20 protein-coding genes are annotated in these 21,885 nt (G+C 44.2%); 14 read left to right on the forward strand and 6 right to left on the reverse strand.

Going from position 1 to position 21,885, the window contains the following annotated elements:
* Position 1: 1 nt before the first annotated feature.
* Positions 2-1,528 (reverse strand): NarK family nitrate/nitrite MFS transporter, encoded by a 1,527-nt coding sequence (locus tag CR194_RS04500; RefSeq protein WP_110608425.1) that lies wholly within the window; start codon positions 1,526-1,528, stop codon positions 2-4.
* Between the two features lie 303 nt (positions 1,529-1,831).
* Here CR194_RS04500 and CR194_RS04505 point away from each other — a divergent pair, with 303 nt between their 5' ends.
* Positions 1,832-2,467, forward strand: a complete 636-nt coding sequence (locus tag CR194_RS04505) for a TetR/AcrR family transcriptional regulator (protein WP_110608426.1) — start codon at positions 1,832-1,834, stop codon at positions 2,465-2,467.
* A gap of 836 nt (positions 2,468-3,303) precedes the next feature.
* The gene (locus tag CR194_RS04515) at positions 3,304-3,573 is read left to right on the forward strand and encodes a hypothetical protein (RefSeq protein ID WP_110608428.1); all 270 of its coding nucleotides are present in this window, start codon (positions 3,304-3,306) and stop codon (positions 3,571-3,573) included.
* A 430-nt stretch (positions 3,574-4,003) separates the two neighbouring features.
* On the opposite strand, the gene CR194_RS04520 is transcribed toward CR194_RS04515, so the two are convergent.
* From CR194_RS04520 to CR194_RS04540, 5 genes are all read right to left on the reverse strand, one after another.
* The gene (locus CR194_RS04520) at positions 4,004-4,231 is read right to left on the reverse strand and encodes a helix-turn-helix transcriptional regulator (RefSeq protein WP_110608429.1); all 228 of its coding nucleotides are present in this window, start codon (positions 4,229-4,231) and stop codon (positions 4,004-4,006) included.
* 25 nt (positions 4,232-4,256) lie between these two features.
* A complete protein-coding gene (locus tag CR194_RS04525; RefSeq protein ID WP_233254223.1) occupies positions 4,257-5,000 on the reverse strand; it encodes an ABC transporter permease in 744 nt (247 codons plus the stop codon).
* On the reverse strand, positions 4,997-5,707 hold the full coding sequence (locus CR194_RS04530; RefSeq protein WP_110608430.1) for an ABC transporter permease: 711 nt from the start codon (positions 5,705-5,707) through the stop codon (positions 4,997-4,999). The genes CR194_RS04525 and CR194_RS04530 overlap by 4 nt, the downstream gene beginning before the upstream one ends.
* Positions 5,704-6,624: an ABC transporter ATP-binding protein gene (locus CR194_RS04535; protein ID WP_110608431.1), complete on the reverse strand. Its 921-nt coding sequence runs from the start codon at positions 6,622-6,624 to the stop codon at positions 5,704-5,706. Before CR194_RS04535 ends, CR194_RS04530 begins: the two co-directional genes overlap by 4 nt.
* A gap of 98 nt (positions 6,625-6,722) precedes the next feature.
* Entirely contained in the window at positions 6,723-7,022 is a 300-nt protein-coding gene (locus CR194_RS04540) for a hypothetical protein (protein ID WP_110608432.1), read from the reverse strand.
* Between the two features lie 257 nt (positions 7,023-7,279).
* On the opposite strand from CR194_RS04540, the gene CR194_RS04545 reads away from it, so the two are divergent.
* The 12 genes from CR194_RS04545 to hypD all read left to right on the forward strand — a co-directional run bounded on the left by CR194_RS04545 (position 7,280) and on the right by hypD (position 21,883).
* The gene (locus tag CR194_RS04545; RefSeq protein ID WP_110608433.1) at positions 7,280-7,984 is read left to right on the forward strand and encodes a response regulator transcription factor; all 705 of its coding nucleotides are present in this window, start codon (positions 7,280-7,282) and stop codon (positions 7,982-7,984) included.
* Positions 7,971-9,368, forward strand: coding sequence for a sensor histidine kinase (locus CR194_RS04550; RefSeq protein WP_110608434.1), 1,398 nt, complete (start codon positions 7,971-7,973; stop codon positions 9,366-9,368). Before CR194_RS04545 ends, CR194_RS04550 begins: the two co-directional genes overlap by 14 nt.
* A 73-nt stretch (positions 9,369-9,441) precedes the next feature.
* Complete coding sequence (locus tag CR194_RS04555; protein ID WP_110608435.1) at positions 9,442-11,628, forward strand: MMPL family transporter; 2,187 nt, start codon at positions 9,442-9,444, stop codon at positions 11,626-11,628.
* A gap of 18 nt (positions 11,629-11,646) precedes the next feature.
* Positions 11,647-12,105, forward strand: coding sequence for a hypothetical protein (locus tag CR194_RS04560; RefSeq protein WP_110608436.1), 459 nt, complete (start codon positions 11,647-11,649; stop codon positions 12,103-12,105).
* Positions 12,102-12,251 (forward strand): hypothetical protein, encoded by a 150-nt coding sequence (locus CR194_RS20180; RefSeq protein ID WP_158282166.1) that lies wholly within the window; start codon positions 12,102-12,104, stop codon positions 12,249-12,251. Before CR194_RS04560 ends, CR194_RS20180 begins: the two co-directional genes overlap by 4 nt.
* Before the next feature lie 115 nt (positions 12,252-12,366).
* The gene (locus tag CR194_RS04565; protein ID WP_110608437.1) at positions 12,367-16,152 is read left to right on the forward strand and encodes a DEAD/DEAH box helicase; all 3,786 of its coding nucleotides are present in this window, start codon (positions 12,367-12,369) and stop codon (positions 16,150-16,152) included.
* Positions 16,145-16,870, forward strand: a complete 726-nt coding sequence (locus tag CR194_RS04570) for a helix-turn-helix domain-containing protein (protein ID WP_110608438.1) — start codon at positions 16,145-16,147, stop codon at positions 16,868-16,870. Before CR194_RS04565 ends, CR194_RS04570 begins: the two co-directional genes overlap by 8 nt.
* A 245-nt stretch (positions 16,871-17,115) precedes the next feature.
* Positions 17,116-17,475: a hydrogenase maturation nickel metallochaperone HypA/HybF gene (locus CR194_RS04575; RefSeq protein WP_110608439.1), complete on the forward strand. Its 360-nt coding sequence runs from the start codon at positions 17,116-17,118 to the stop codon at positions 17,473-17,475.
* Positions 17,472-18,131, forward strand: a complete 660-nt coding sequence (gene hypB, locus CR194_RS04580) for a hydrogenase nickel incorporation protein HypB (RefSeq protein ID WP_110608440.1) — start codon at positions 17,472-17,474, stop codon at positions 18,129-18,131. The genes CR194_RS04575 and hypB overlap by 4 nt, the downstream gene beginning before the upstream one ends.
* Positions 18,083-20,446 carry a carbamoyltransferase HypF gene (gene hypF / locus CR194_RS04585; protein ID WP_332888656.1) on the forward strand — a complete coding sequence of 788 codons (2,364 nt, stop codon included), beginning with the start codon at positions 18,083-18,085 and terminating at the stop codon, positions 20,444-20,446. Before hypB ends, hypF begins: the two co-directional genes overlap by 49 nt.
* A gap of 119 nt (positions 20,447-20,565) precedes the next feature.
* The gene (locus CR194_RS04590; protein ID WP_110608442.1) at positions 20,566-20,799 is read left to right on the forward strand and encodes a HypC/HybG/HupF family hydrogenase formation chaperone; all 234 of its coding nucleotides are present in this window, start codon (positions 20,566-20,568) and stop codon (positions 20,797-20,799) included.
* Entirely contained in the window at positions 20,774-21,883 is a 1,110-nt protein-coding gene (hypD, locus tag CR194_RS04595; protein WP_110608443.1) for a hydrogenase formation protein HypD, read from the forward strand. Before CR194_RS04590 ends, hypD begins: the two co-directional genes overlap by 26 nt.
* The last annotated feature ends 2 nt before the right edge of the window (positions 21,884-21,885 follow it).

The raw sequence follows: 21,885 nt of genomic DNA on the forward strand, positions 1-21,885 counted from the left end.
CTTACAGACGATAATGATCTCCCGAAGCGGTGCGTTTTAATTCAAAATCTGGTTCAGTTGCCACAGCATTGGCTATATCTACTGAGGATTCATAATAGTCTTCTGCAAACGCATTTTCAGGTTCTTCAAGCCAGAGATAACACATGACAAAACTAATGAAAGCACCACCTGCGAGAACGAAGAAAAACGTTTGAGGCGTTACGAACGTATAAAGTGTTAAATAAAGGGTGGAGCCCACGTTCCCATATGCACCTGCCATGCCTGCTACTTGTCCCGTCAGCCGCTTTTTGATCATTGGAATGATAGCAAAGGTTGCACCTTCAGCACCCTGCACAAATACGGATGTGATAATGGTGACTGCAATTGCAAGAACTAGAGGCCAACTTGAATCGATGAATCCCATTAATCCCAAACCGGCAGTGATCCCGATCATATAAATGAGCATTGTATTTTTTCGGTTGCCCATCCGGTCTGATAGTATACCGCCCAATGGCCTTGCTACTAGATTAATCACTGCAAAAGAGGCAGCGATAATCCCAGCCGAAGTGGGTGTTAATGAAAAAGTTAACTGGAAGAACATTGGCAACATGGAGACGATCGCCAGCTCTGCACCAAAATTTGCAAAGTAAGTACTGTTTAGAGCTGCCACATTTTTAAATTCATATTTATCATCCTCTGGCACCCCTTTTCTGAGAATCGGGACATTAACCTGAAAAATCTTGTAAATTTGATAGATGATCGTTAAACTGATGACTGCATACGAAACATGGAGTACGGTGTCTGAGATAAAGCCCATTCCGGCAAGTCTCCACGCTAACACAGCTAAAGCGCCACCGAGAGGGACGGTCCAAATGATAAGTAGAATAAAGTCTTTCCAGGAACTGACTTCCAAAGCTCCTGATTTCTTAGGTTTAATAAATACTTTTCCTTCAGGTGTATCTTTGACGGCAAGGTAGTAAATAATTCCGTAAATGATACATACAACACCTGTTAACGCCACTGCATACCGCCACCCGTCATCTCCACCGAACATGGTAAGAGCGAACCAAGGTAACAGCATAGCACCTGCAGCAGAACCGAAGTTTCCCCAGCCTCCATAAATGCCTTCAGCGAATCCTACATCTTTTGGAGGGAACCATTCAGAGACCATTCGGATCCCTACCACAAAGCTTGCTCCGATACTGCTTAACAACAGTCTTGAAACCATTAATTGTGTCCAGGAATCACCAAATGCGAACATAAACGTAGGAATAGACATGAGGATTAACAGTCCAGAATAAACGATTCTGGGACCAAACCTATCCAGAAGCATCCCGATGACTATTCGTGCAGGGATCGTCAAAGCTACATTCACAATAGCCAGTGCAGCCAGATGTTCACTTGTCAACCAGCTGCTTGATTCGAGCATGGTGGTGGCCAAAGGGGCCATGTTAAACCAGGTGAAAAAGGAAACAAAAAAAGCAATCCACGTTAAATGTAGCACCTTCATTTGTTCATTCTTAAACTTAAAAATGTCTCTTACCTTCAAAATCACGTCTCTCCTTTTTAGTCATTTTTTAACAGATTATTTTTTCTTCTATTCAGTATTTTCTGAAAAATAAAAACGGAGTAACCAGCAACTTTTGAAGTATGTGACATAGTATGACTTGGTTTAGTGAACCTGAAAGGATTTTTGTCAGAGAATGTAACAATAAAAATGAGATTAAAAAGTCTCATAAAATGGCAAAAGCTTTATAACGACTTATGTTTCCTCGCTTATTTAAAACCGTTGACAACTTTTTAGGTTAGAGGTTAAATGAATGTGTGAATATTTTTATTTTTTATTCATAAAATGAGAGGGATTATGCCACCAAGAGGATTTAATGAAACTGAGGAAGCAAGAATAAAAGAAGCATTGATTCATTCAGGCAGAGAAAGGTTTGCAAAAACAGGATTGAAAAAAACAAGTATTAACGATCTGACGAAAGCTGCCGGCATTGCTCAAGGCACGTTTTATAAGTTTTTTGACTCGAAGGAACTGCTTTACTTCACCCTATTAAAACAAGAAGAAGAGGCTGTCAGAGAAATGCTGTTCACTGATTTTCAGTCTGTAGCAAAAATTACACCTCGCCAATTTGCGCGAATACTTTCGAAGGCTTTACTTATTATAGAGCAAATGCCTGTTCTGGCACGCGTAATGAGAACAGAAGAATTCGATTTGCTCGTTCGAAAGCTACCCTCAGACATACTGACAGAATATGACGAAGTGGACCCGTTTAATTTTACTTCGTTAATGAATCATTGGAAACTTCAGGGACAGATGGATAAATCCTTGTCCGTTGAGGTCTTGAATGGGGTCATTAAATTAGTCTTTCAACTGTCGCTGCATCATCAAGATGTAGGAGAAGAAGTGTTTGAGGAAAGCTTAACGTTCATCATCGAGTCCGTTTCTGAGAAAATGTTTAAGGAAGGTAAAGGGAAGAAATAGGTTTAATAGGTTAAGAGAACCTAAAGCTATTTGCGTGTTTTATTAATCAGTGAGAAAACGATTATGTGTATAAGAATCAGGCACCCACCGGTTTCACATAAGAGGAACGATGAGAGAAAATAATGTTGAAGTTTGAGATAATTTTCCTGTAGATAAACAGTTATTTGAAATAGATGTTAGACTAGAGGAGAAGATACTTAGCCAAGTGGAGAGATTAAGAATGAAAGATTCAAGGAACTCTTATGCTAGTTTCATAGCTATAATGTCAGTTTCCACACCAATAGGAATCATATTTGGTTTAGATTCATGGATCCATCTTTTCAGAGAGCAGTCTGGCTTTCAATTGGCAATGTTTCTATTACCTGTTTCTATAAGTATTAGCGTTTTTTGTTGTATTAAAGCTGTAAAGATTAAAAAGTCTATGGAAATTCATCAATAAAAGCTGACACGGGTGATATAGATTTGCAAGAACGGAGAGTGACCCGCAGTTTCTCTTAACAAAACAACACAAAAATTACCTACTGTTATGTATTAACTATTGCTTCTGAAAGGACTATTCAAATAACTGATTAAAACAGTTAGGCTTTAAAACGTTTTAACCTCAGAATAAACCACGTCACTCCCTAAATTAAAGTACCTCGCACCTCATAATTAAGTTCAGTTGTAACCGCTATCAGACTTGTCGACAATTGTGATGTGACTTGCGTCGACCTCCCACTACCATTCTAGTTATTGTAAATCCTATGGTAAAGGCAATGATATACACCTCGAATTGTTCAGAGGAGCAATCATTGGAAAAACGTGTTCAGAAAATTATTTTATGAAGGGGGCTTTGTATGAAGCCAAGAATCTTATTGATTTCACAAGATGAAATTGAGAAAGATAAATTGACGCGCATTTTTGATCAGAAAAATTTATTTATTTACAGTGAGAAAATCACAGAAATTAATGTACAACAGATAATTCAGGATCAAAGAGTGAACGTGATCCTTTTAAGTGAACAGTGTTTATCAATCTTAAAAGTAATAAGCAGTCTTTCTTATAAACCACCGACAATTGTATTAGTGGCAAGGAGGAATGATGAAGTGATTAGAAAAACAGCCTGAATATATTTACTAAAGGGTTTATTTTAACCTCTTCCTATCTGGAATTGCAGCAAACGAGCAGAAAAGTCATCTAGTAGTCATGTTTTTATTAAAGAAAAAAATAAGTTTTTTCCGGCGGTGGCGTACATAAGCTATCGCTTTTTTGGGTGAAGTTCTAAATTCCAACTTTGATTTTCAGTATCTGAAACAGGATTCGTTCAAGCGGAAGCAGGATCTTTTGCTAAAGTATGATCAATGAAACGGTAATCCATTTTAATAGACAAGGTGAAGGTATTTCATGTTTTTTATAATGAAAATTAGAAAGAGAGAAGGTATTATGTCACAGGAACAATAGTGGAGCTGTTAAGGAATGTATAGGTCTTGAGATTCAACGTCGCTATCAGAACCTGTGAATGTAGCATTCTGCTTGGACCATGTTCGCTTTGCATGATTATTCTTCACCCGTTTCGTAATCAAACAGGTCGTCAATGGAACAGTCGAAAGCGAGGGCCAGTTCAAAGGCTAAGGTGAGAGATGGTGTATATTTATTTTTTTCGATGGAGATGATCGTTTGCCGGCTGACACCGACTTTTTTTCCTAGATCCGCTTGTGTCATTTTATATTTTGACCGCCACATTTGTATGTGATTGTCCAGTTTCCCCGATGTATTTTTTCCCATGGGGTTCCCTCCATTCATGATGAACTTAAACCCATTCCCGTCGCTGAAAATGGACGCTTCCGACTACCGTAAATAAGGCTAAGCTAGAGATCATGACCACGTAAAACGTCACTGCCGAGTCCAAAAATCCCGCATCTCCTCCTAATGAGTAGGAAAGGGCCTGGGTCATCCCTAACAATGGATGAGCCCAAGGATACAAGGGGCCGAACAGAGGAGAATTGGCGATAATGACGGCTGGAAATGTCAACATCACGTTGACGACACTTGGTCCTGCGAACGACGTAAGCATGGTGGCTAGCCACAGTTGCAGCGCAATTAACGGTAAACAGGCAAGCCAGCCTACTCCAACACTCATCAACACATTTACAAATGGAAAGGGGTCCGAGAATCCTTTTAATGTCCCTGCGACCCACGTAGCGATCAGAAATGCGGTCTGGGTTAACGTCAATAGAAAAAGGATGACGATAAATTTGGCAAAATAGATTTGCAGCCTTGAAACAGGAAGCGTTAATACTTGCTTCCAGCTGCCCCCTGAATGCTCATGACGGCAAATAAGTGCTGCAAAGACACCCGTGAGAAGGGGCAGGAAAATAGCGCTATGTGCGAGAATCATCGTCGTGATCGTCCCGAGCCACTGGTGTTCGGGCACGTGCATCGTTGAGAACAATCCGATAATCGTCGCCAGCACAGGACTCGCAAGAACGATAAAAACAACTTTGGAATGTTTTAGCTTTAACCATTCAGATTTTAACACGTTTGAAAACATCATGCGGTCACATCCTTTCGTGTCAGATGAATCAGGGAGATCACCGTCAGGACTACACCTGTTCCGAGCCCGTAGAAGATATCCGGCGCAATTGTCGTAATACCTTCCAAAAGAAGTGGCCAGCGCCACGGCAGCCATGTCGGCATGTCAACTGCATACATAATGAACACGGCGTTCGCAATCCCTGTCGTTAAAGCAATACCTTGATTTGTAAACCCCATCGAGAGCCAGAACTGTATAAAAACAAACGGAAGTACAGCTATAAATGTGTAAAGACTCATCTGTGAAGCGGCCATGAGAGGCAGGTCGCTGCCGAATCCAAGTGAGAGGCCTAGTATCATTGAAAAGATGACAAAAAGGACTGATGATACGATGAGCACCGTTAATATAATCGCCAATTTGGAAAGGTAAATTTTCCCGTTGTTAACCGGCAGTGAAAACAGCTTCGTCCACGTATGAGTTTCGTGTTCGACACTTGCAAACAATGAAATGATCAGCGTAAGTGTTAACACGAGGATCGTTGGCCAAAAAATATGGACATTTTCAAGTAGGAAATACCAGTAATCATCATGTAATCCCAGCAGGTGGTCAAGGCGCAGCGAATAATTCACTGCCTGCAAACCGACGAGTCCTGCGGGGAAAGCGATCATCATCACCCAAACCATCTTTTTCACTTTCATAAGATCGGACTGGATCAGCGCTCTCATCATAATGTTTCCTCACCTTTCGTAAGGTTGAGGAAAATGTCTTCGAGGGAAGCGATCTCCTCAGACACTCTGTAAATATCAAGGCCAGAATAGACTAACTCTTTTACGATTTCAGCAATTTTTCCGTCGGGCTGATTCGGCATTGTCAGCCAGTTATCGTGACGGGCCGTCTCGATGCCATGCCTAGAAAGGACTTTTTGACCTGTTTCCCAGTCATTCATTTGAACGTGTAATTTCCGGCTTGCTTTTTCACGGAGGACGTCAATCTGATCTTGGAAAATCATTTCCCCTTTTGCGATGATCCCTACTTTTGTGGCAACTTGGTCGATTTCTGAAAGCAAATGGCTTGATAGGAGGACCGTCATTCCGTATTTTACGGGCAGTTGTTTAATTAATTCCCGAATATAAATCATGCCTGCCGGGTCAAGCCCATTTGTTGGTTCGTCCAATATGAGCAGTTTCGGACTTCCGAGCAATGAAGCTGCCAGCCCCAGGCGTTGTTTCATGCCTAATGAATATTCTTTCACTTTCCGGTCAGCCATTTTTGTCAGCCTGACCATCTCAAGTACTTCAGCTATTCGCGACTTCGGCACCTGCAGGATTTTACGGAGTGTTTCCAAGTTATCTTTACCTGTCAGGTGTGGATAGTAAGAGGGAGATTCAACCAGGGAACCGATCTGCTTAAGAATGGTGATTCGTTCTTTCGATAAGTCCTTTCCGAAGACGGTCACCCTTCCTTTTGCTGGCTTGATGAGACCTAACAGCATCCGGATCGTCGTCGTTTTCCCTGCTCCGTTAGGGCCGAGGAATCCGTAAATTTCTCCTTCTTCAAGTTGGAGAGAGAGACCATTGACGACCTTCGCTCCTTTATACGTTTTCGTTAAACCATTTGTCTCTAGAAGATACGTTTGATTACCCATTGGCCGGCACTCCTTGTTTGATTAGTCTGGTACTAAACCAAGTGAAAGAAACTTTTTAAAGAAGGGCAATGTGATTCAGCAGATGCCATCCCTAACGGCTAGTTTCTAAATTGAAGGACGACCATGTAGGCAGTTCCGATTAAAAAGGTCAAGGCAAACATCACCAATGTCAGATTCTGATACCCTGTACTAGTTAGCGACTCATCAACGCTGAACATGACAGCAACCACAATCATAGCTCCCAGGAGGAAGAACATCACAGAGAAGGTTCGAGATGATAGTGATTTCGCGCGTTCGTCCGACCCCATCCTCTTATTAATGATTAGCATGACTACAAGACATACTAACATCACAACGCCGCCAATATAATTTCCCCAGTGCACTAGCGTCTCCAACATGTTGATCCAACTCCTTCTAATATTTAACTTTATATGGTAAATGTAAAACAAACTTTACTTATTGTCAAGTTTGTTTTACAAATTGATGGTTTCTTTTTCAATTCCTCCAATACCCCCACCTCTTCGGAAATCCTCTTGCTGCTAAGCAGAACTGTTCCCGTTGTTAACGCTCCGTTCATATTGCTGTGTAAAAATGAATGATGTTGCAGTATGCTTATGCTAAAAGCTGAATGTACCAGAAAGAGGAGCTGTACGCCATGAACCGTCCCGTAAAAATACTAACGATTGAGGATGATCCAAATATTACTGACCTAATAGGGATGTATGTAGAGAAAATGGGATTTGAGCCCTTTCATGCGGCTGACGGATCCGAAGGTCTGGAGATGTATTACGATCTGTCGCCTGATTGCATCATCTTGGACTTGATGCTACCGGAAATTGACGGTTGGGAAGTATGCCGCATGATCCGTCTCGATGATCCTCACATCCCCATTTTAATGCTCACCGGAAAAGGAGAGAGTTACGATATTGTCAAAGGGCTGGAAATGGGAGCTGATGATTATATCGTTAAACCTTTTGACCCAAACGAACTGAGTGCAAGAGTAAAAGCTGCTCTTAGAAGATCAGGACACGCGGTTCAGCAGAAGGAACAATTGAAGTTTTCTAATTTGATGATGAACATGAGTGAATTTCGGATCCTGGTGGACGACCAGGAAGTGCTGATGGCACCCAGGGAGACGGAACTGCTCTATTACTTTGCCTCTCATCCGAACCAAGTTCTCTCCCGTCAGCAGCTGCTTGATAACGTTTGGGGTTATGAGTTTGATGGAGATCCTCGCACAATAGATGTACATATTAAGCGAATACGGGACAAGCTCCATCACCACGGGGCACGTTGGTCAGTGAAAACGATCAGAGGGGTCGGATACAGATTTGAGGAGAAACCATATGATGAAAACTAAGACGATATTCAGAAAATTATTGGTTAGTTACTCTCTCATCATCTTCCTGTCTTTCGTTCTGTTCGGTCTTGTGTTCATCTATCTTTTCCATCTCAACCTTTACGATGATTACGAGGATCTCTTCGTCTATCAACAAGGACAGCTTGAGGACCAACTGGGCTATAGTGCCGAGGCAGGTTGGACAGAACAGGAAACGGAGTCCGCGTTGCAGCCGGCGCTAAGACACCGGGATTACAGCATCCTTGTTTATCACCCTGACGGAGAAAGAGTGTTCAGCCCGCAAGACAACCGGACCGATGGGCGCGATCCTGAACGGGAGATCATTCATACTGCGGCCTCTGGTGAAATGGTTTCTGAAGGTGGAAGGTTCAACGGCAGTTTGAGTTACATCATTGCCAATAGGCTCCAAGCTTCAGAAGGAGAGGAGTCCTATGTGGCGGTGATGATCTTTCACGATTTGGATCACCAGTACCGCCAAATGGGACTCATGATCCTTTTTCCGTTCATCGTAACCATTGCCTTTGCCGGAGTTATTTTATATTTTATGTCGAGAAAAATCACAGCTCCTCTAAGAGATATGAATGACATAGCTCTGAAGCTGGCCACAGGGGACTTTTCTAGGAAAGTGAAAGTGGCCTCTGAAGATGAAGTGGGTCAACTAGGTGAGACGTTCAATTACATGGCAGAAGAGCTGAATAGTCTTGAAGAAATGCGTAGAGACTTTCTTGCAAATGTATCCCACGATTTGAGATCCCCCCTAACGTCAATTAAAGGTTTTCTCGTGGCTCTCTTAGATGGGACTATCCCGGAACATAAACGAGATCATTATTATTGGCTCATGAAAGAAGAAACAGAACGTGTCATTAAACTCGTTAATGACACGCTGGATATGAGCAGGCTTGAAGCAGGGCAGGTTGAGATTTCACCGGAACCTTACAATTTGACGGATCAGTTGCATCGGATTCAGGTCATTCTCGAACCTCAGCTGGAAAGAAAAGGCATGATCTTGGATATTGAACCTGATGCAGAGGCCATTTTTGTGACCGCAGACCGCGACCGAATGGACCAGGTCTTTGTCAATCTGCTTCAGAATGCGATCCAAGTTTCTCCGAAAAGAGGGACTGTTCGCGTTAAGCTCCAAAAAATGAATGACGAAGTGGCCGTGTCTGTGCTGGACGAGGGGAAAGGGATCCCTGAGGATCAGCTTGACCGCATATGGGAACGGTTCTATAAAGTGGAGAAGTCTAGAACAAATAAAGGGGGAGCTGGAATTGGTTTGTCCATCGTCAAGTCCATAATGGACCTTCATAAATTAGAGATTAAAGTCAAAAGTGAGCCAGGAAAAGGGACCGTGTTTACATTCACCTTACCTTTGAATCAGTGAGCCAGGGGGGATAACGTGGTTCAGTTGCGCACTAATACAAGATAACCACCATACAGAAAGTTGGGGATGTTCCATGACATTTGTATCAAAGCTGGCTTCAAATAGAAAAAGAGTTTGGATCACGATTCTTATCTGGGTACTCATAGCGGGAGGGCTCAGTATGGCTCCCACTGCGAACGACCACACAATGAACACGGGAGAAAACGATCTCCCTAAAGACGCAGAGTCGGTAATTGCCGAAGAGAAAGTACAGTCATATTTTCCAGATGATGAGGGCCAGCTCGCCCTGCTCGTCTTTACACAAGAAGATGAATGGAACGAAGAGTCCGGTTGGAGCGAGATCGCATCCTTTACGGAATGGCTTGCAGATGACTCGGGCATGAGAACGATCGACGCTGTCGTACCTTTTCATCATTTTCCAGAGCAAGTCCGCGAAGAATTCCGGTCTGAAGACGGATCAACAATGGTCATTCCAGTCATCCTTGAGACGGGCTTGGAAATGGACGAGATTAATGACACAGTCACGATGATAGACGAGTACGGAAATGAAGCCATCAGCCAGGGGGAACTCTATGTTACAGGTCCTGCTGGGATCGCCTCTGATACGATCGCCATTTTCTCCAATGCCGATCTGACCTTGCTTTTTTCAACGATCGGTCTTGTCCTTGTCTTGCTAATCGTCATCTATCGTTCCCCACTGCTTGCGATTATTCCACTCCTTGCGGCAAGCTTTGTGTATCAAATTACAGACAGGGTCCTTGGCCTATTCGCAGCGAACGGCGTCTTTACAATCGAAACGCAGTCCCTATCCATTGTGATGATCCTTCTGTTCGGGGCGACGACGGACTACAGCCTGTTTATCTTCTCCCGTTTCAGAGAGGAACTGAGGAAGCAGGAGAATAAATATGATGCCATGAGTACAGCTTTACGAGGAGTGGCTCAACCGATCTTTTTCAGCGGAGGCACGGTGTTCGCAGCCATGCTTGTGCTTCTTCTAGCGCTGTATGGTCCCTACAATAATTTTGCACTAACCTTTGCTATTACCATTTTCATTGTACTCCTTGCAGGACTTACACTCATCCCGGCACTGTTTGCGGCTGCAGGAAGACGTGCGTTCTGGCCTGTTATACCGAAAGTGGGTGAGGAAACGCTGAAAAACAACCGTTTTTGGGGCAGCGTAGGGACATTCGTTACGAAAAAACCGATCCTGACCGGCGGAATCGTGCTTGTATTTTTGATCATCAATGCGTTGAATGTTCCGACGATTCAGCATTCCTTTAACTTAATCAACTCGTTTCCTGAAGATATGAAGAGTCGCATCGGCTTTGAGGTGATGGAAGAGAGCTATCCTCCTGGAGAGCTTGCCCCCGTCACAGTCATCGTTGAAAGTGAAAACGGATTTGAGGTAAATGAGGAAGAGTGGGAGATTGTAGAGCTACTTGGAAATATTCTGTTAGAGGACGAAGGTGTATACGACGTAATGCTACCTGATCTTGAAGACGCTGAGGATGGAGACAATATCGATGAGTCCGGGCGTGCCTTGAGTGGGGAACTGATTTTGGAACAGAATCCTTACGATCATGATTCGCTTAATACGATAGATCGTCTAAATGAGAACAGGCCTAGCCTATTAGAAGAAAGTGGCCTTGATGGAGCTAGTTACAACTTGTTTTTTTCCGGTGAGGCGGCAAAACAGGCAGATGTCCGTGCGTTGAATGACAGGGATACGATCGTTGTGGCACTTGCCGTGACAGTCGTGATCACGCTGATGCTGATCTGGCAGACGCGGTCGCTTGTGGCGCCCCTTTATATGATGTCTACCATTCTCTTATCCTACTTGTCCGCCCTCGGGTTGAGCTGGTTTATCTTTCATAACTTGCTAGGCTTTGAGGCGATGAGCTACAGAATACCGCTTTATGCGTTTGTGTTCCTAGTGGCCTTAGGGGTTGATTACAATATCATGCTCATTTCGAGAATTCGTGAGGAAAACCGGGATCACAGCATTCTTGATTCCGTTCAGCGCGGTGTGGCGTTGACGGGGGGAGTCATCTCCTCCGCAGGGATGATTCTCGCTGCCACTTTCGGTGTGTTAATGACGCAGCCGCTCATGGAACTGTATATGTTCGGTTTCATTGTCGGTCTCGGTATTCTGCTAGATGCGTTCCTCGTTCGGGGAATGCTTGTACCAGCCATTGTCACGTTACTTGGGAAATGGAATTGGTGGCCTGGGATTGGAACTGGGACGAAAAAAAATGTGTAGAAAAGGAAGTAGATAACCATGTATGCAATCTCTTATATCCTGCATATTGCAGGCATAGCCCTTTGGTTCGGCTCGTTTGCCGCATTTGGATTTCTGATCAGATCATTAGTGAAGGGAGAGGAGACGGAGGAAACTTACACTCCTGTTATGAATAAAATCCGGTTATGGATCAATGTCGGCGTCCTGCCGGGAGCGGTGATTGTTATGCTGACAGGTGTTTATATGATCCTCCAGTTTAACCGGGAGGCCCTGCCTTTTTATATGATTTTCATGGAACAGGCTGGCTCCATGGTTGTCCTTTTAACGGTGATCATGATTTCTCTCTATAGTCGCAAGATGAAGAAAAAACTTAATGGCGAAACACTAAAGAAAGATAAAACGCTGAAATCTATCAGCCTTATGTATACGAATTATCTTTTTGCATCAGCAACGCTCGTGTTACTCGTCCTTGTAGTAGTCGGGATGAGAATGACTTGATCGTGAAGCGCGTGTTCCTTGAGGGGAGCGCGCTTTTTACTGTTTTAGTAAAGGTACCGGAGTCTCGTTTTTTAATGCACGGGGAATCAGTCGGATTTGAGTTTGAAGAAGCAGATCGGTCCTCAGAGGCAGGGAAGAAAAACTAGAATCTCGAAAACTCTCTTCAAACCTATGCTATAATCTAGTATTGGAAGAAATAGATCGTTTATTTAATAGAGCATATTCTTATGAGGCATTCTCGTAGCAAGCAGGTGACGTATAATGAAGACTCGTAATCAAATATTTCGCTGTCCATTGGCTTTAACCAATAAGGCGAAGGACAAAATGGACATGCTCGCGATCGAGCGTTCCTTTTTTTCGTTGGAGAAATCCTTTCGTATTTACATAGAAAAATATCCTCTGACAGAAGATCGCCCTCTTTCTGTCGCCTTGTATGTTGATCATGGGGAGAACAAGCATGTGGCCGAATCGTACGAGGGGCTTGTGGTCATTCTTCATTGTGTGGTGGAGAAGGATCGGTTTATCGTGACGAATGTGACGACGAAATCGGCCCGTGCATCGATCCGAACCAATTGGCGTCAACCGGCCGATCTCACATTCGATTTAACTGCACAGCGTGGGGAATCGGTTCCCCTTGACTTACTGAGCATGCTGCATGACATGCCGGTAGCCGAGGAAAGTTCCACCTACGTAAAGAAGCGGATCGCAAGTTGGGAAGGCTATTTGAACATTCAAGAGCGTGCCGCGGATATTCCTGATATGGTCACGCGGTACTCAAGCCTTGCTTTCAATGGGGACTTCAGCCGCGTAACGATTACGGGCTGCCAGTTAGCAGAGAAGGAATGGAAATCTCTTAAAGGGTTAAGCGTCAAACTGAAGGGTCTCGACCAGGACTTAGGCAAAGTTTTAAAAGCAAAACGCTCTGCTGGCACAGTGGAAGTGGAACTGAATAAATTTATGGAACAACGAGCTAGGGAGCAACGATTGGACCTCCCTCAAAAGGAAATCGTCTTTAGTAACTTCGCGGCATTAAGCCAAGTGAAACGGTTACGTCAAGGCTTCAGACATTTAGAACAGGGCCTGGCAGCCAACCCCGAGCTGGAACAACTATTATTTGAGAACAAACCACCCGTTCAACCGTTGAAAAAAATTGCGCCAGTGACGTTTCATAATCGATTGAATCAGTTTCAGCGAGAGGCTGTTGAGGGGGCGATTGCAGCCGAAGATTTGTACACGATTCAAGGCCCACCTGGAACGGGAAAAACGACGGTCATCTCTGAAATCTGCCTGCAAAACGCAAGAGCAGGCTTGCGCACACTTGTCGCCTCCCAGTCCAATTTGGCGGTCGACAATGCACTCGGTCGCTTATTGCAAAACAAAGATATTCGCATTCTTCGAGTGGGACGAACGGAAAGCATTGAAGAAGAAGGCAAGAAGTTTATCGAAGAAAACGTCGGTCAGTATTGGAAGGATCATACGTTAAAAGAGGTTTCTACTCAATTTTCCGAACGGCAAAAGCGTGCAGACGAGTTAGAAAAAGAATGGGCAGAAAATGAACGAGAACAAGAGCAGCTAAAGCCCATCCTTGCGCGGTTGGAACAGGAGATCGAAGCGAAAAAGAAAGCGAAAGAACAGTGGAATGATTTAGATTCGGTCATAAAAGAATATCGAACGAGCGTAGCTCAGGCTGTGAAAGAAGAGCAAAAGTCTAAACTTGAAATCGATGAGATCGAACAAACGCTCCTTGGTTTGACGGAAGCGATTGAAAAAGACGCCGCCTTTCTTCGCGATGAATCAGAACCTAGTACGATCGAAAAGGAAATCGCCGATCATCAAAATCAGATGGAAGTGCTACGTAAAAGCCTTGCCATTCAAGAGCTTGACGATAAGATTCATGAACGAAAAATTACTTTGGAAGAAGCAAAGGCTGAAGCTGAAAGGTTGGGCGAGGCGATCCGTGAAACAGACGAACTCATCGCAAAAGTCACCGACGCTAAACAGGTGGATTCCCTAAGATGGATGATCCTCGAACAGAAGCTAGAACGATCAATGGAGCTCCAGCAGTTATTCCAAGACATCAAGGATATTCGCGAAGAAATGAGCCAGTTTCAGAAATTAAAAGACTATCATGATACCTTGAACCGGGCCATTTCGTTTTTGGAAAAACGATTGACCGAGCACCGTATCCCTGTTGCTCCTATCCAACAACGGGCAAAGAACGCTTTAACCGCTTATACGGCAGAGGACATCGATCAATTTTTAGAGACATTAAGAAGCAAGCTGAAGGAGCAACATCTTACCGCCCAAATGCTTGCAGCTGACTTGGAAGGATTATATCGCCGGCGCCACTATGTCCGTCAAAAAGGGGAACGATTAACGCCCTTCGAGACAAATAAACAGACGGCCATCGATCTCTTTGGAAAAATCAAGCAAAAAATGCTAAATCAAGTCCAATACAAACAGCGAGGAAACCACTCCTCTCATGAAGAATCCAAGCAGAAGATGAACGCCGAGAACGCTGAGCTTCAGTCCTTACAAGAAAAGCTCGAACAGATGTTGCAAACGGCGGATCGCATGCCAGACGCCAAAGAGCAAGTTCCACAAATTGAAGAAAAAGTGCTTGAACTGAAGGGGAAGATCGAGCAGTATAAGCGCGTTCAACAGCAGATTGAAACGAATCGGGAGAAAGAAGAAGAACAGAGATCCCGACTTCAGTTAGAGAAGAAGAAGCTCGATGAAATCCAGACCCAACTGGAACCTTGGCGCAGTATCATCAAGGAAAAGGAACAAGAACAGACTTCGTTGGCGGAAATTATGGAGACCGAGCCTGAGAAGGAACATGAAGAACGATTAAAACAGTGGGCCAGCCTTTCATTTAGATGGGATTCTTTAAAAAGAGAGAAAGAGAGACTGCCAGTTTTTCAATCGATTCAAGGGCAATGGCTGTCGTTACTTGAAGAAGCAAATGAACACGATCTTGAGGAAATTCGCAAGCTCTATGTGAAACATGCGAACGTGATCGGAACGACGTGTGTGGCGTCGGCCCGAAAAGATTTCATCGACAGCTATCCCGAATTTGATGTGGTGATCATCGATGAAGTATCGAAAGCGACGCCACCGGAACTCCTGTTGCCGATGCTAAAAGGAAAGAAAATCATTTTAGTCGGCGACCATCATCAGCTACCGCCTCTTTTAGGGAACGATACGCTTGAAGAGACGCTGCAGGAAATGGCGGACGATGATGACAATTTCGAAGGCAAGGTCGAATTGAAGAAGTTGCTGAAAGAGTCGCTTTTTGAACGATTGTTTAAAAGTTTGCCGAATACGAACAAAACGATGCTAGCCATTCAATACCGCATGCACGAAAACATTATGGAAGCCATTGCGCCGTTTTACGAACAGGAAAACGACCGTTTGCAGTGTGGTCTTCCCGATTCAGATTCAGCGCGCGACCATTTGCTTGAATCACAGCTTTTTAACCGAGACAATCATTTATTATGGCTTGATATCCCCAACGAAGCTGGATTTTTCGAAGAGCGAATGAAAGGTGGAAAAAGTCTGTATAACGCTGCGGAATTAAAAAGGATTGAGAAGTTGCTGACGGAATTGGATGAAGCAACCGCCGAGGCGAAGGAAGCGGGACGAATGAAGGCTGATGAGATGAAAAGCATTGGCGTCATTAGTTTTTACGGGGAGCAAGTCAAAAAAATCGATCGGCTCATTCACCAAGAACTTCGTTTGAATCACTTAATGATTCGCACCGGAACCGTCGACCGTTTTCAAGGCATGGAAATGGATGTCATTCTACTAAGTATGGTCCGAAACCACGATCAAAAACAGGCGGACATCGGTTTTGCCAATGACTATCGCCGGTTAAATGTGGCTCTCTCAAGAGCAAAAGAAATGCTCGTGTTAATCGGCAGTACACGCTTGTTTACCGAAAAGGCGAAACAAGCTGACACGAGACGAATGTACAAGCACGTGTTAGACACCGTCAAAAAACAAGACGGACTGCGGACGCTTGAAGGGGTGGTTCAGTATGGATAAACTCATGAATCAGTTGCGGGCTCAATTGCTCGAAAATCCGGCAGTCGACATCAAGGATACAGCGGTTTGGGCGATCCCGGTGACTATCTATGACGTATCCTTTACTCGAGTGAAGCGCTCGAAGATGGATATTTTAATGAAAATGATGTTAATGGCATTTGAGGAAACTGACATCCGCAGGGCGGCTAATTTAACGGAATTTTTGTTAGTCGATGAGTTGTTCATTGAAGATTTGATGGGGAAAATGCAACGTCGGGGCTTGATCCGGCTGGAGAAATCTGTTTTTAGGTTAACGCTGAAAGGCCGAGAGCAGTTAGAGTCGGGCATTATTGAAGAAGACATGGATGAAGAGTGGACCGAGCTTTTTTATAGCGCCACCCATGGCGAATTTTGGCCGGAGAGATCAGGCGGTACGTTGCCGAATAAGGAAGATGAATTGTCTGTTTATCGGTATGAGCAGGCTAGCGAACTTGTAGAGGAGGACGGACGCATCTTGGAGGCCCTCTCCGAACAAGAAAATCGCTTAGACGAAGATGGCTATCAAACGGTCGTGTCAGAAGTCCAACAATTCGAGAAGCAGGCGGTCGAACACGTTCCATGCCTCGAATTCCAACTTTACAATAAAGAACAGGATCTACATTACGCTCGCGTTTGGAATACCTGGCTCCAACGCTGGGACGACCAGCTCGAGCAACAAATCTGGACCAACCGGGAGTAACCATAGGGACGGTTCTTGTGGCTAATAAGCCTAGCAGGACTGGTCATGCTAAGCAGGTGCTACCGGAGTAGCGCCTACGCAGCACGCCCCAATGGATCAGGACGAAAACATAAGCAACCAAGAGGAAATGAAAGCATTCATAAGCGACCAAAGCAACCAGAAGAACCGTCCCCCTGGTTGCTTTTTTAGGTTAAACAGGTCTAATGACATTTCGGTACACATAAAACAGTACTGAGGTGTTATAAATGCATGAAATGTCGTTGGTGGCTGAAGTGATAAAACTTGTTTCTGAAGATGCTAACGAGAGAGGCATTGTGAAGGTGACTAGTCTTGTTGTCATCGTAGGCGATTTGTCCAATGTTTTACCTGAAGCGTTCGAGATGGCATTCTTCTATCTACGTAAACAAAGCAGGGGAGTCGTGGATAAACAAACGGAGTTACATCTTATTCGAGAAGAAGCCAAAGCGAAATGCCATGCTTGCGCGCAGGAGTTTGTTCCCGACTATCGGATTGCCCTCTGCCCAGTCTGCCAGTTGCCGCAAAGCGAACTTATTTCAGGTGAAACATTCAGAGTTGAGTCGTATGAGGGGTGTGACGCAAAATGAAAATTAAACTAAAAGAAGATGTGCTAAAGAATCAAAACAAAGCGGCAGCGTTTAATAGAGAGCTCTTTCAAAAAACTCAAACCTTTGTTATTAACTTAATGAGTTCGCCAGGCGCCGGAAAAACGACGTTACTCGAATCTACAGTCAAGGCGCTGAGAGATGAGTTTAAGATCGCTGTGATTGAAGGGGACTTAGCTACTGAACGAGATGCTGACCGGCTGCGCGAACTTGGTGTGGATACGGTACAGATTAATACGGTCGGTGGATGTCATCTTGATGCAAGAATGATTGCCAAAAAACTTCCGGAGTTTGATTTGGAAAAGGTCGACATTCTCTTTCTGGAAAATATCGGTAATTTAGTTTGTCCATCTGGCTACGATTTAGGACAGGATTACAAGGTCGTCGTCTTAAGCGTACCTGAAGGGAATGATAAAATACCGAAATATCCCATCATGTTTCGGCGAACAGATATGACCGTGATTAATAAAATTGACCTGCTCCCTTACGTTTCTTTTAATTTAAAAGAAGCTGAAGATGATTTGAAAACGATTAATCCGGACGCACTATTTAAAACCGTTTCCGCTCTCACTGGAGAAGGAATGGAAGAGTGGATTCGCTGGATCAGAGAGGGTTATCAAACGTGTGTGGCGCGTTGAACATCACAGTTACTGGGAGAGTTCAAGGAGTAGGCTTCCGTCCATTTATTTTTGCTCTCGCAGATAAATACCATCTGAAAGGGACGGCTCAAAATAATCTGGACGGCGTGATCATCCACGCTGAAGGAGACTCCGGCCAATTAAAAAATATGATAGAAGAAATGCAACAATCACCGCCCCGTCTTGCAAAAATAAATCAGATCACTGTTCGGGAGACAGCCAGAAAAGGTTATACAGATTTCACCATCATTTCAAGCGATAATAAAGGGAATGGTATCCCATGGATGCCAGCTGATGCGGCTATTTGCCATGATTGTAAAACGGAAATGGACGATCCGTCGAATCATCGATATCAGTTTCCGTTTATTAACTGTACCCAGTGCGGACCACGCTACACAATTATTCGCGATGTCCCATATGACCGACCGTATACGACGATGAAGGAATTTACGATGTGTCCCCGTTGCTATGAAGAGTATGGAGATCCGAAGAACCGTCGACATCACGCGCAGCCCACTTGTTGCCCGGCATGTGGTCCCGTACTCGCCCTCTATGACCACAATGGATCATGCTTAAATATCAACACTCAAGCAAAAAAAATGACTCTCGATTTTTTGAAAAAAGGAAAGATCGTGGCACTTAAAGGGATTGGGGGCTATCACCTTGCTTGTGATCCTTTCCAACCTCAGACAGTCGCACGACTAAGACAATTAAAGAGACGACCAACACGGCCATTGGCTGTCATGATGACATCCATCGATTGCGCTAAACAATATTGTTGGATAACGAAACAGGAAGAAGAACGGCTATTAAGTCCGGAAATGCCGATCGTCATTCTTCAAAAAAAAGAAGGTGTCGCAATACCCGACGTGATCTCTCCGGGATTAACCACTTTAGGTGTGATGCTTCCGTACACTCCGCTCCATCATCTCCTTTTAGATGCAGAATTACCGTGTCTTGTGATGACAAGTGCCAATACGTCGGGCCTTCCGATCTGCTATAAGGATGACCCCGTTTTAGATGACTTGAAAAATCTGGCCGATTACGTCCTAACTCATAATCGCCCGATTCACAGACCTGTTGATGATTCCGTTGTGCAATGCGACGGGGACGAGACGTTTTTTGTTAGACGGGGCAGGGGATATATGCCGGAGCCATTAAAAACAACGGGTAACGTCGATCAGATCATCGCATTAGGGGGGGATCAAAAAAGTGCGTATGCCATTGGAAAACATCAGCATATATATTTGAGTCCCCACGTGGGGGATGTGGAAAATGAAGAAATGATTCATTTCTTAGAAGATCACATTCGTCATGAGCAGGAGTGGCTCCACAGTGAGTCCACTTGTGTTGCTTTTGATAAGCATCCCCTCTATGAAACAGCTAAAATAGCTCAAACCATGCTTGGCGAGAAGATCTCTGTCCAGCACCACCATGCTCATCATGTGTCTTGTATGGAAGATAATGCTCTCGAGGAGGATTGTTTAGGGATTATTCTCGATGGAACAGGGTTCGGTGAAGACGGTCATGTCTGGGGTTTCGAGTTTCTTTACGGAAATGCTCGCTCTGTCACACGTCTTGGTCATTTGACATATACGCCACTTCCTGGTGGGGATCGAGCTGTGAAACAACCTTGGCGAACGGCTGTGGGAATGCTCCTTCATTACTGGCCTGAAGAAGGAGAAAGAATAGCGGCTGAACTGTTCCCAGACAGAAGAAAAGAGATTAATGTAATCAGCCAGATGGTGGTAAACGACATAAACTCTCCTTTGGCTGGTACGTGCGGCAGGTTGTTTGATGCGGTCAGTGCCATATTAGGAATCTGTTCTGTGTCGACGTATGAAGGGGAAGCAGCAATGAAGTTAGCGGATGGGCTAGGCGGGACAGATTTTCCTGATGATGATGAAAAGACGTATCCGTACCGTATTACTTCGAATGACCATGGCTATGAGCTGGATGTTTCTGCGATGATCTTGGCCATTATTCAGGAAAAATGTCAAGGAAGATCGATACAGGAAATCAGTCGCCGATTTCATCAGACGGTTGTTTCATGCTGTGTCCACATGACTTTAGCTATCGCGGCTAAAAGACCAGAACTAAATAGATCGGTCGTGCTCTCGGGAGGCTCATTCCAAAATAATTACTTAAGAAAACATCTGCAGAGGCACCTGGAAAAACGAGACTTTCAAGTGTATACACACAAACAAGTGCCATGTCATGATGGCGGATTAGCCCTAGGACAAATGATCATTGCCTCGGCTGCACGTCAACAACGCTCAAGGGCGAAAACACGAGAAATTAAGAAGAAAAGCTAGGGGTCACGACGGACCATGCTAGGTAGGTGCTACCGCCGCGGCTCCAGCTCCACAGAACACCATCGTCTGCTGAAACAGTCATTCAAAAAAGATCAGTATCATAAAAAGAGGTGAAAAACGTGTGTGTAGGAGTGCCGGCGAAAGTAATTAACATAGAAGAGGAAAGAGCTTTAGTGGACGTGATGGGCGCAAAAATGATCGTGGGGATTTTGTTCGTTCCTGACGTCACCTTGAATCAATATGTTCTTATTCATGCAGGGCAAGCGATGGCGATAATTGATGAAGAAGATGCCAATGAGAGCATGAAAGAGTGGAGGGACTTGCTAGATGTCATTGATAGAGATTTACTCTAATCCTAAAATCACGCACCACTTAGCAGAGGAAGTCATTGAATCAGCTAAATTATTCAGAGAAAAGAAAGGTAGATTGCCAATTTTGATGGAAGTGTGTGGCTCTCATACAATGGCGTTAGCTAAATCAGGGATCAAAGGGAAATTGAAGGAGCATGTGAGATTAATTGCAGGACCTGGTTGTCCCGTCTGTGTCACAGATCAAAAGGCGATAGACGCCATGATCCAATTATCAGAAAAATCCAACGTCATTCTTTGCACATTCGGCGATATGGTCCGGGTTCCCGGTTCTCATTCTTCCTTGTTAAAAGCAAAAACAAATGGCAGCGATATTAAAGTGGTTTACTCTCCTTTTGACAGCATAAAAATGGCTGAAGATCATCCAGATAAAGAAATTATTTTTTTAGGTATCGGTTTTGAAACGACGATTCCGGCGTTAGTGATCGCCGTTCGCGAGGCTGAGACAAGAGGATTGACTAACTTTTCTATTTGGATGTCGACAAAATTAGTCGCCCCAGTTTTAAGAGCTTTACTTTTATCAGGAGAGGTGCAATTAGATGGTTTTTTGTTACCGGGGCAAGTATCCATCGTAACCGGAAAACAAAGCTACCGTTTTTTAAGCGAAGAATTTCAAATGCCTGGTGTCATCACTGGGTTCGAACCTGTTCAGCTCCTAAGCAGTATCCGAAAATTATTAATCCAACTTCACGAAGGAAGAAGCGAAATCCTCAATGACTATACATACGTAGTTAAAGAGGAAGGGAATCCTGTTGCCCAACATTTCATGGAAAAGTATCTAACCTGTCACGATGAAGAATGGCGCGGAATGGGGATGATCCCTGAAAGTGGTCTTATTTTAAAAGAAAAGTATGCTCGGTTTGATGCAAAAAAGAAATTTAACGTCTCACAAACGCCACCCAAAAAAACAAAATGTCGCTGCGGAGAAATGATTAGAGGGGTGCTCACCCCTGAAGAGTGTGTGCTGTTTAATAAAGGGTGCACTCCGACTCATCCAATTGGTCCGTGTATGGTTTCTTCAGAAGGCACCTGTGCAGCGCACTTTCACTTTATGAGGGAGGACAAATGACG

Origin of the sequence: Salipaludibacillus keqinensis, assembly GCF_003226325.1 — a bacterium.
Classification (GTDB): Bacteria; Bacillota; Bacilli; order Bacillales; family Salisediminibacteriaceae; genus Salipaludibacillus; species Salipaludibacillus keqinensis.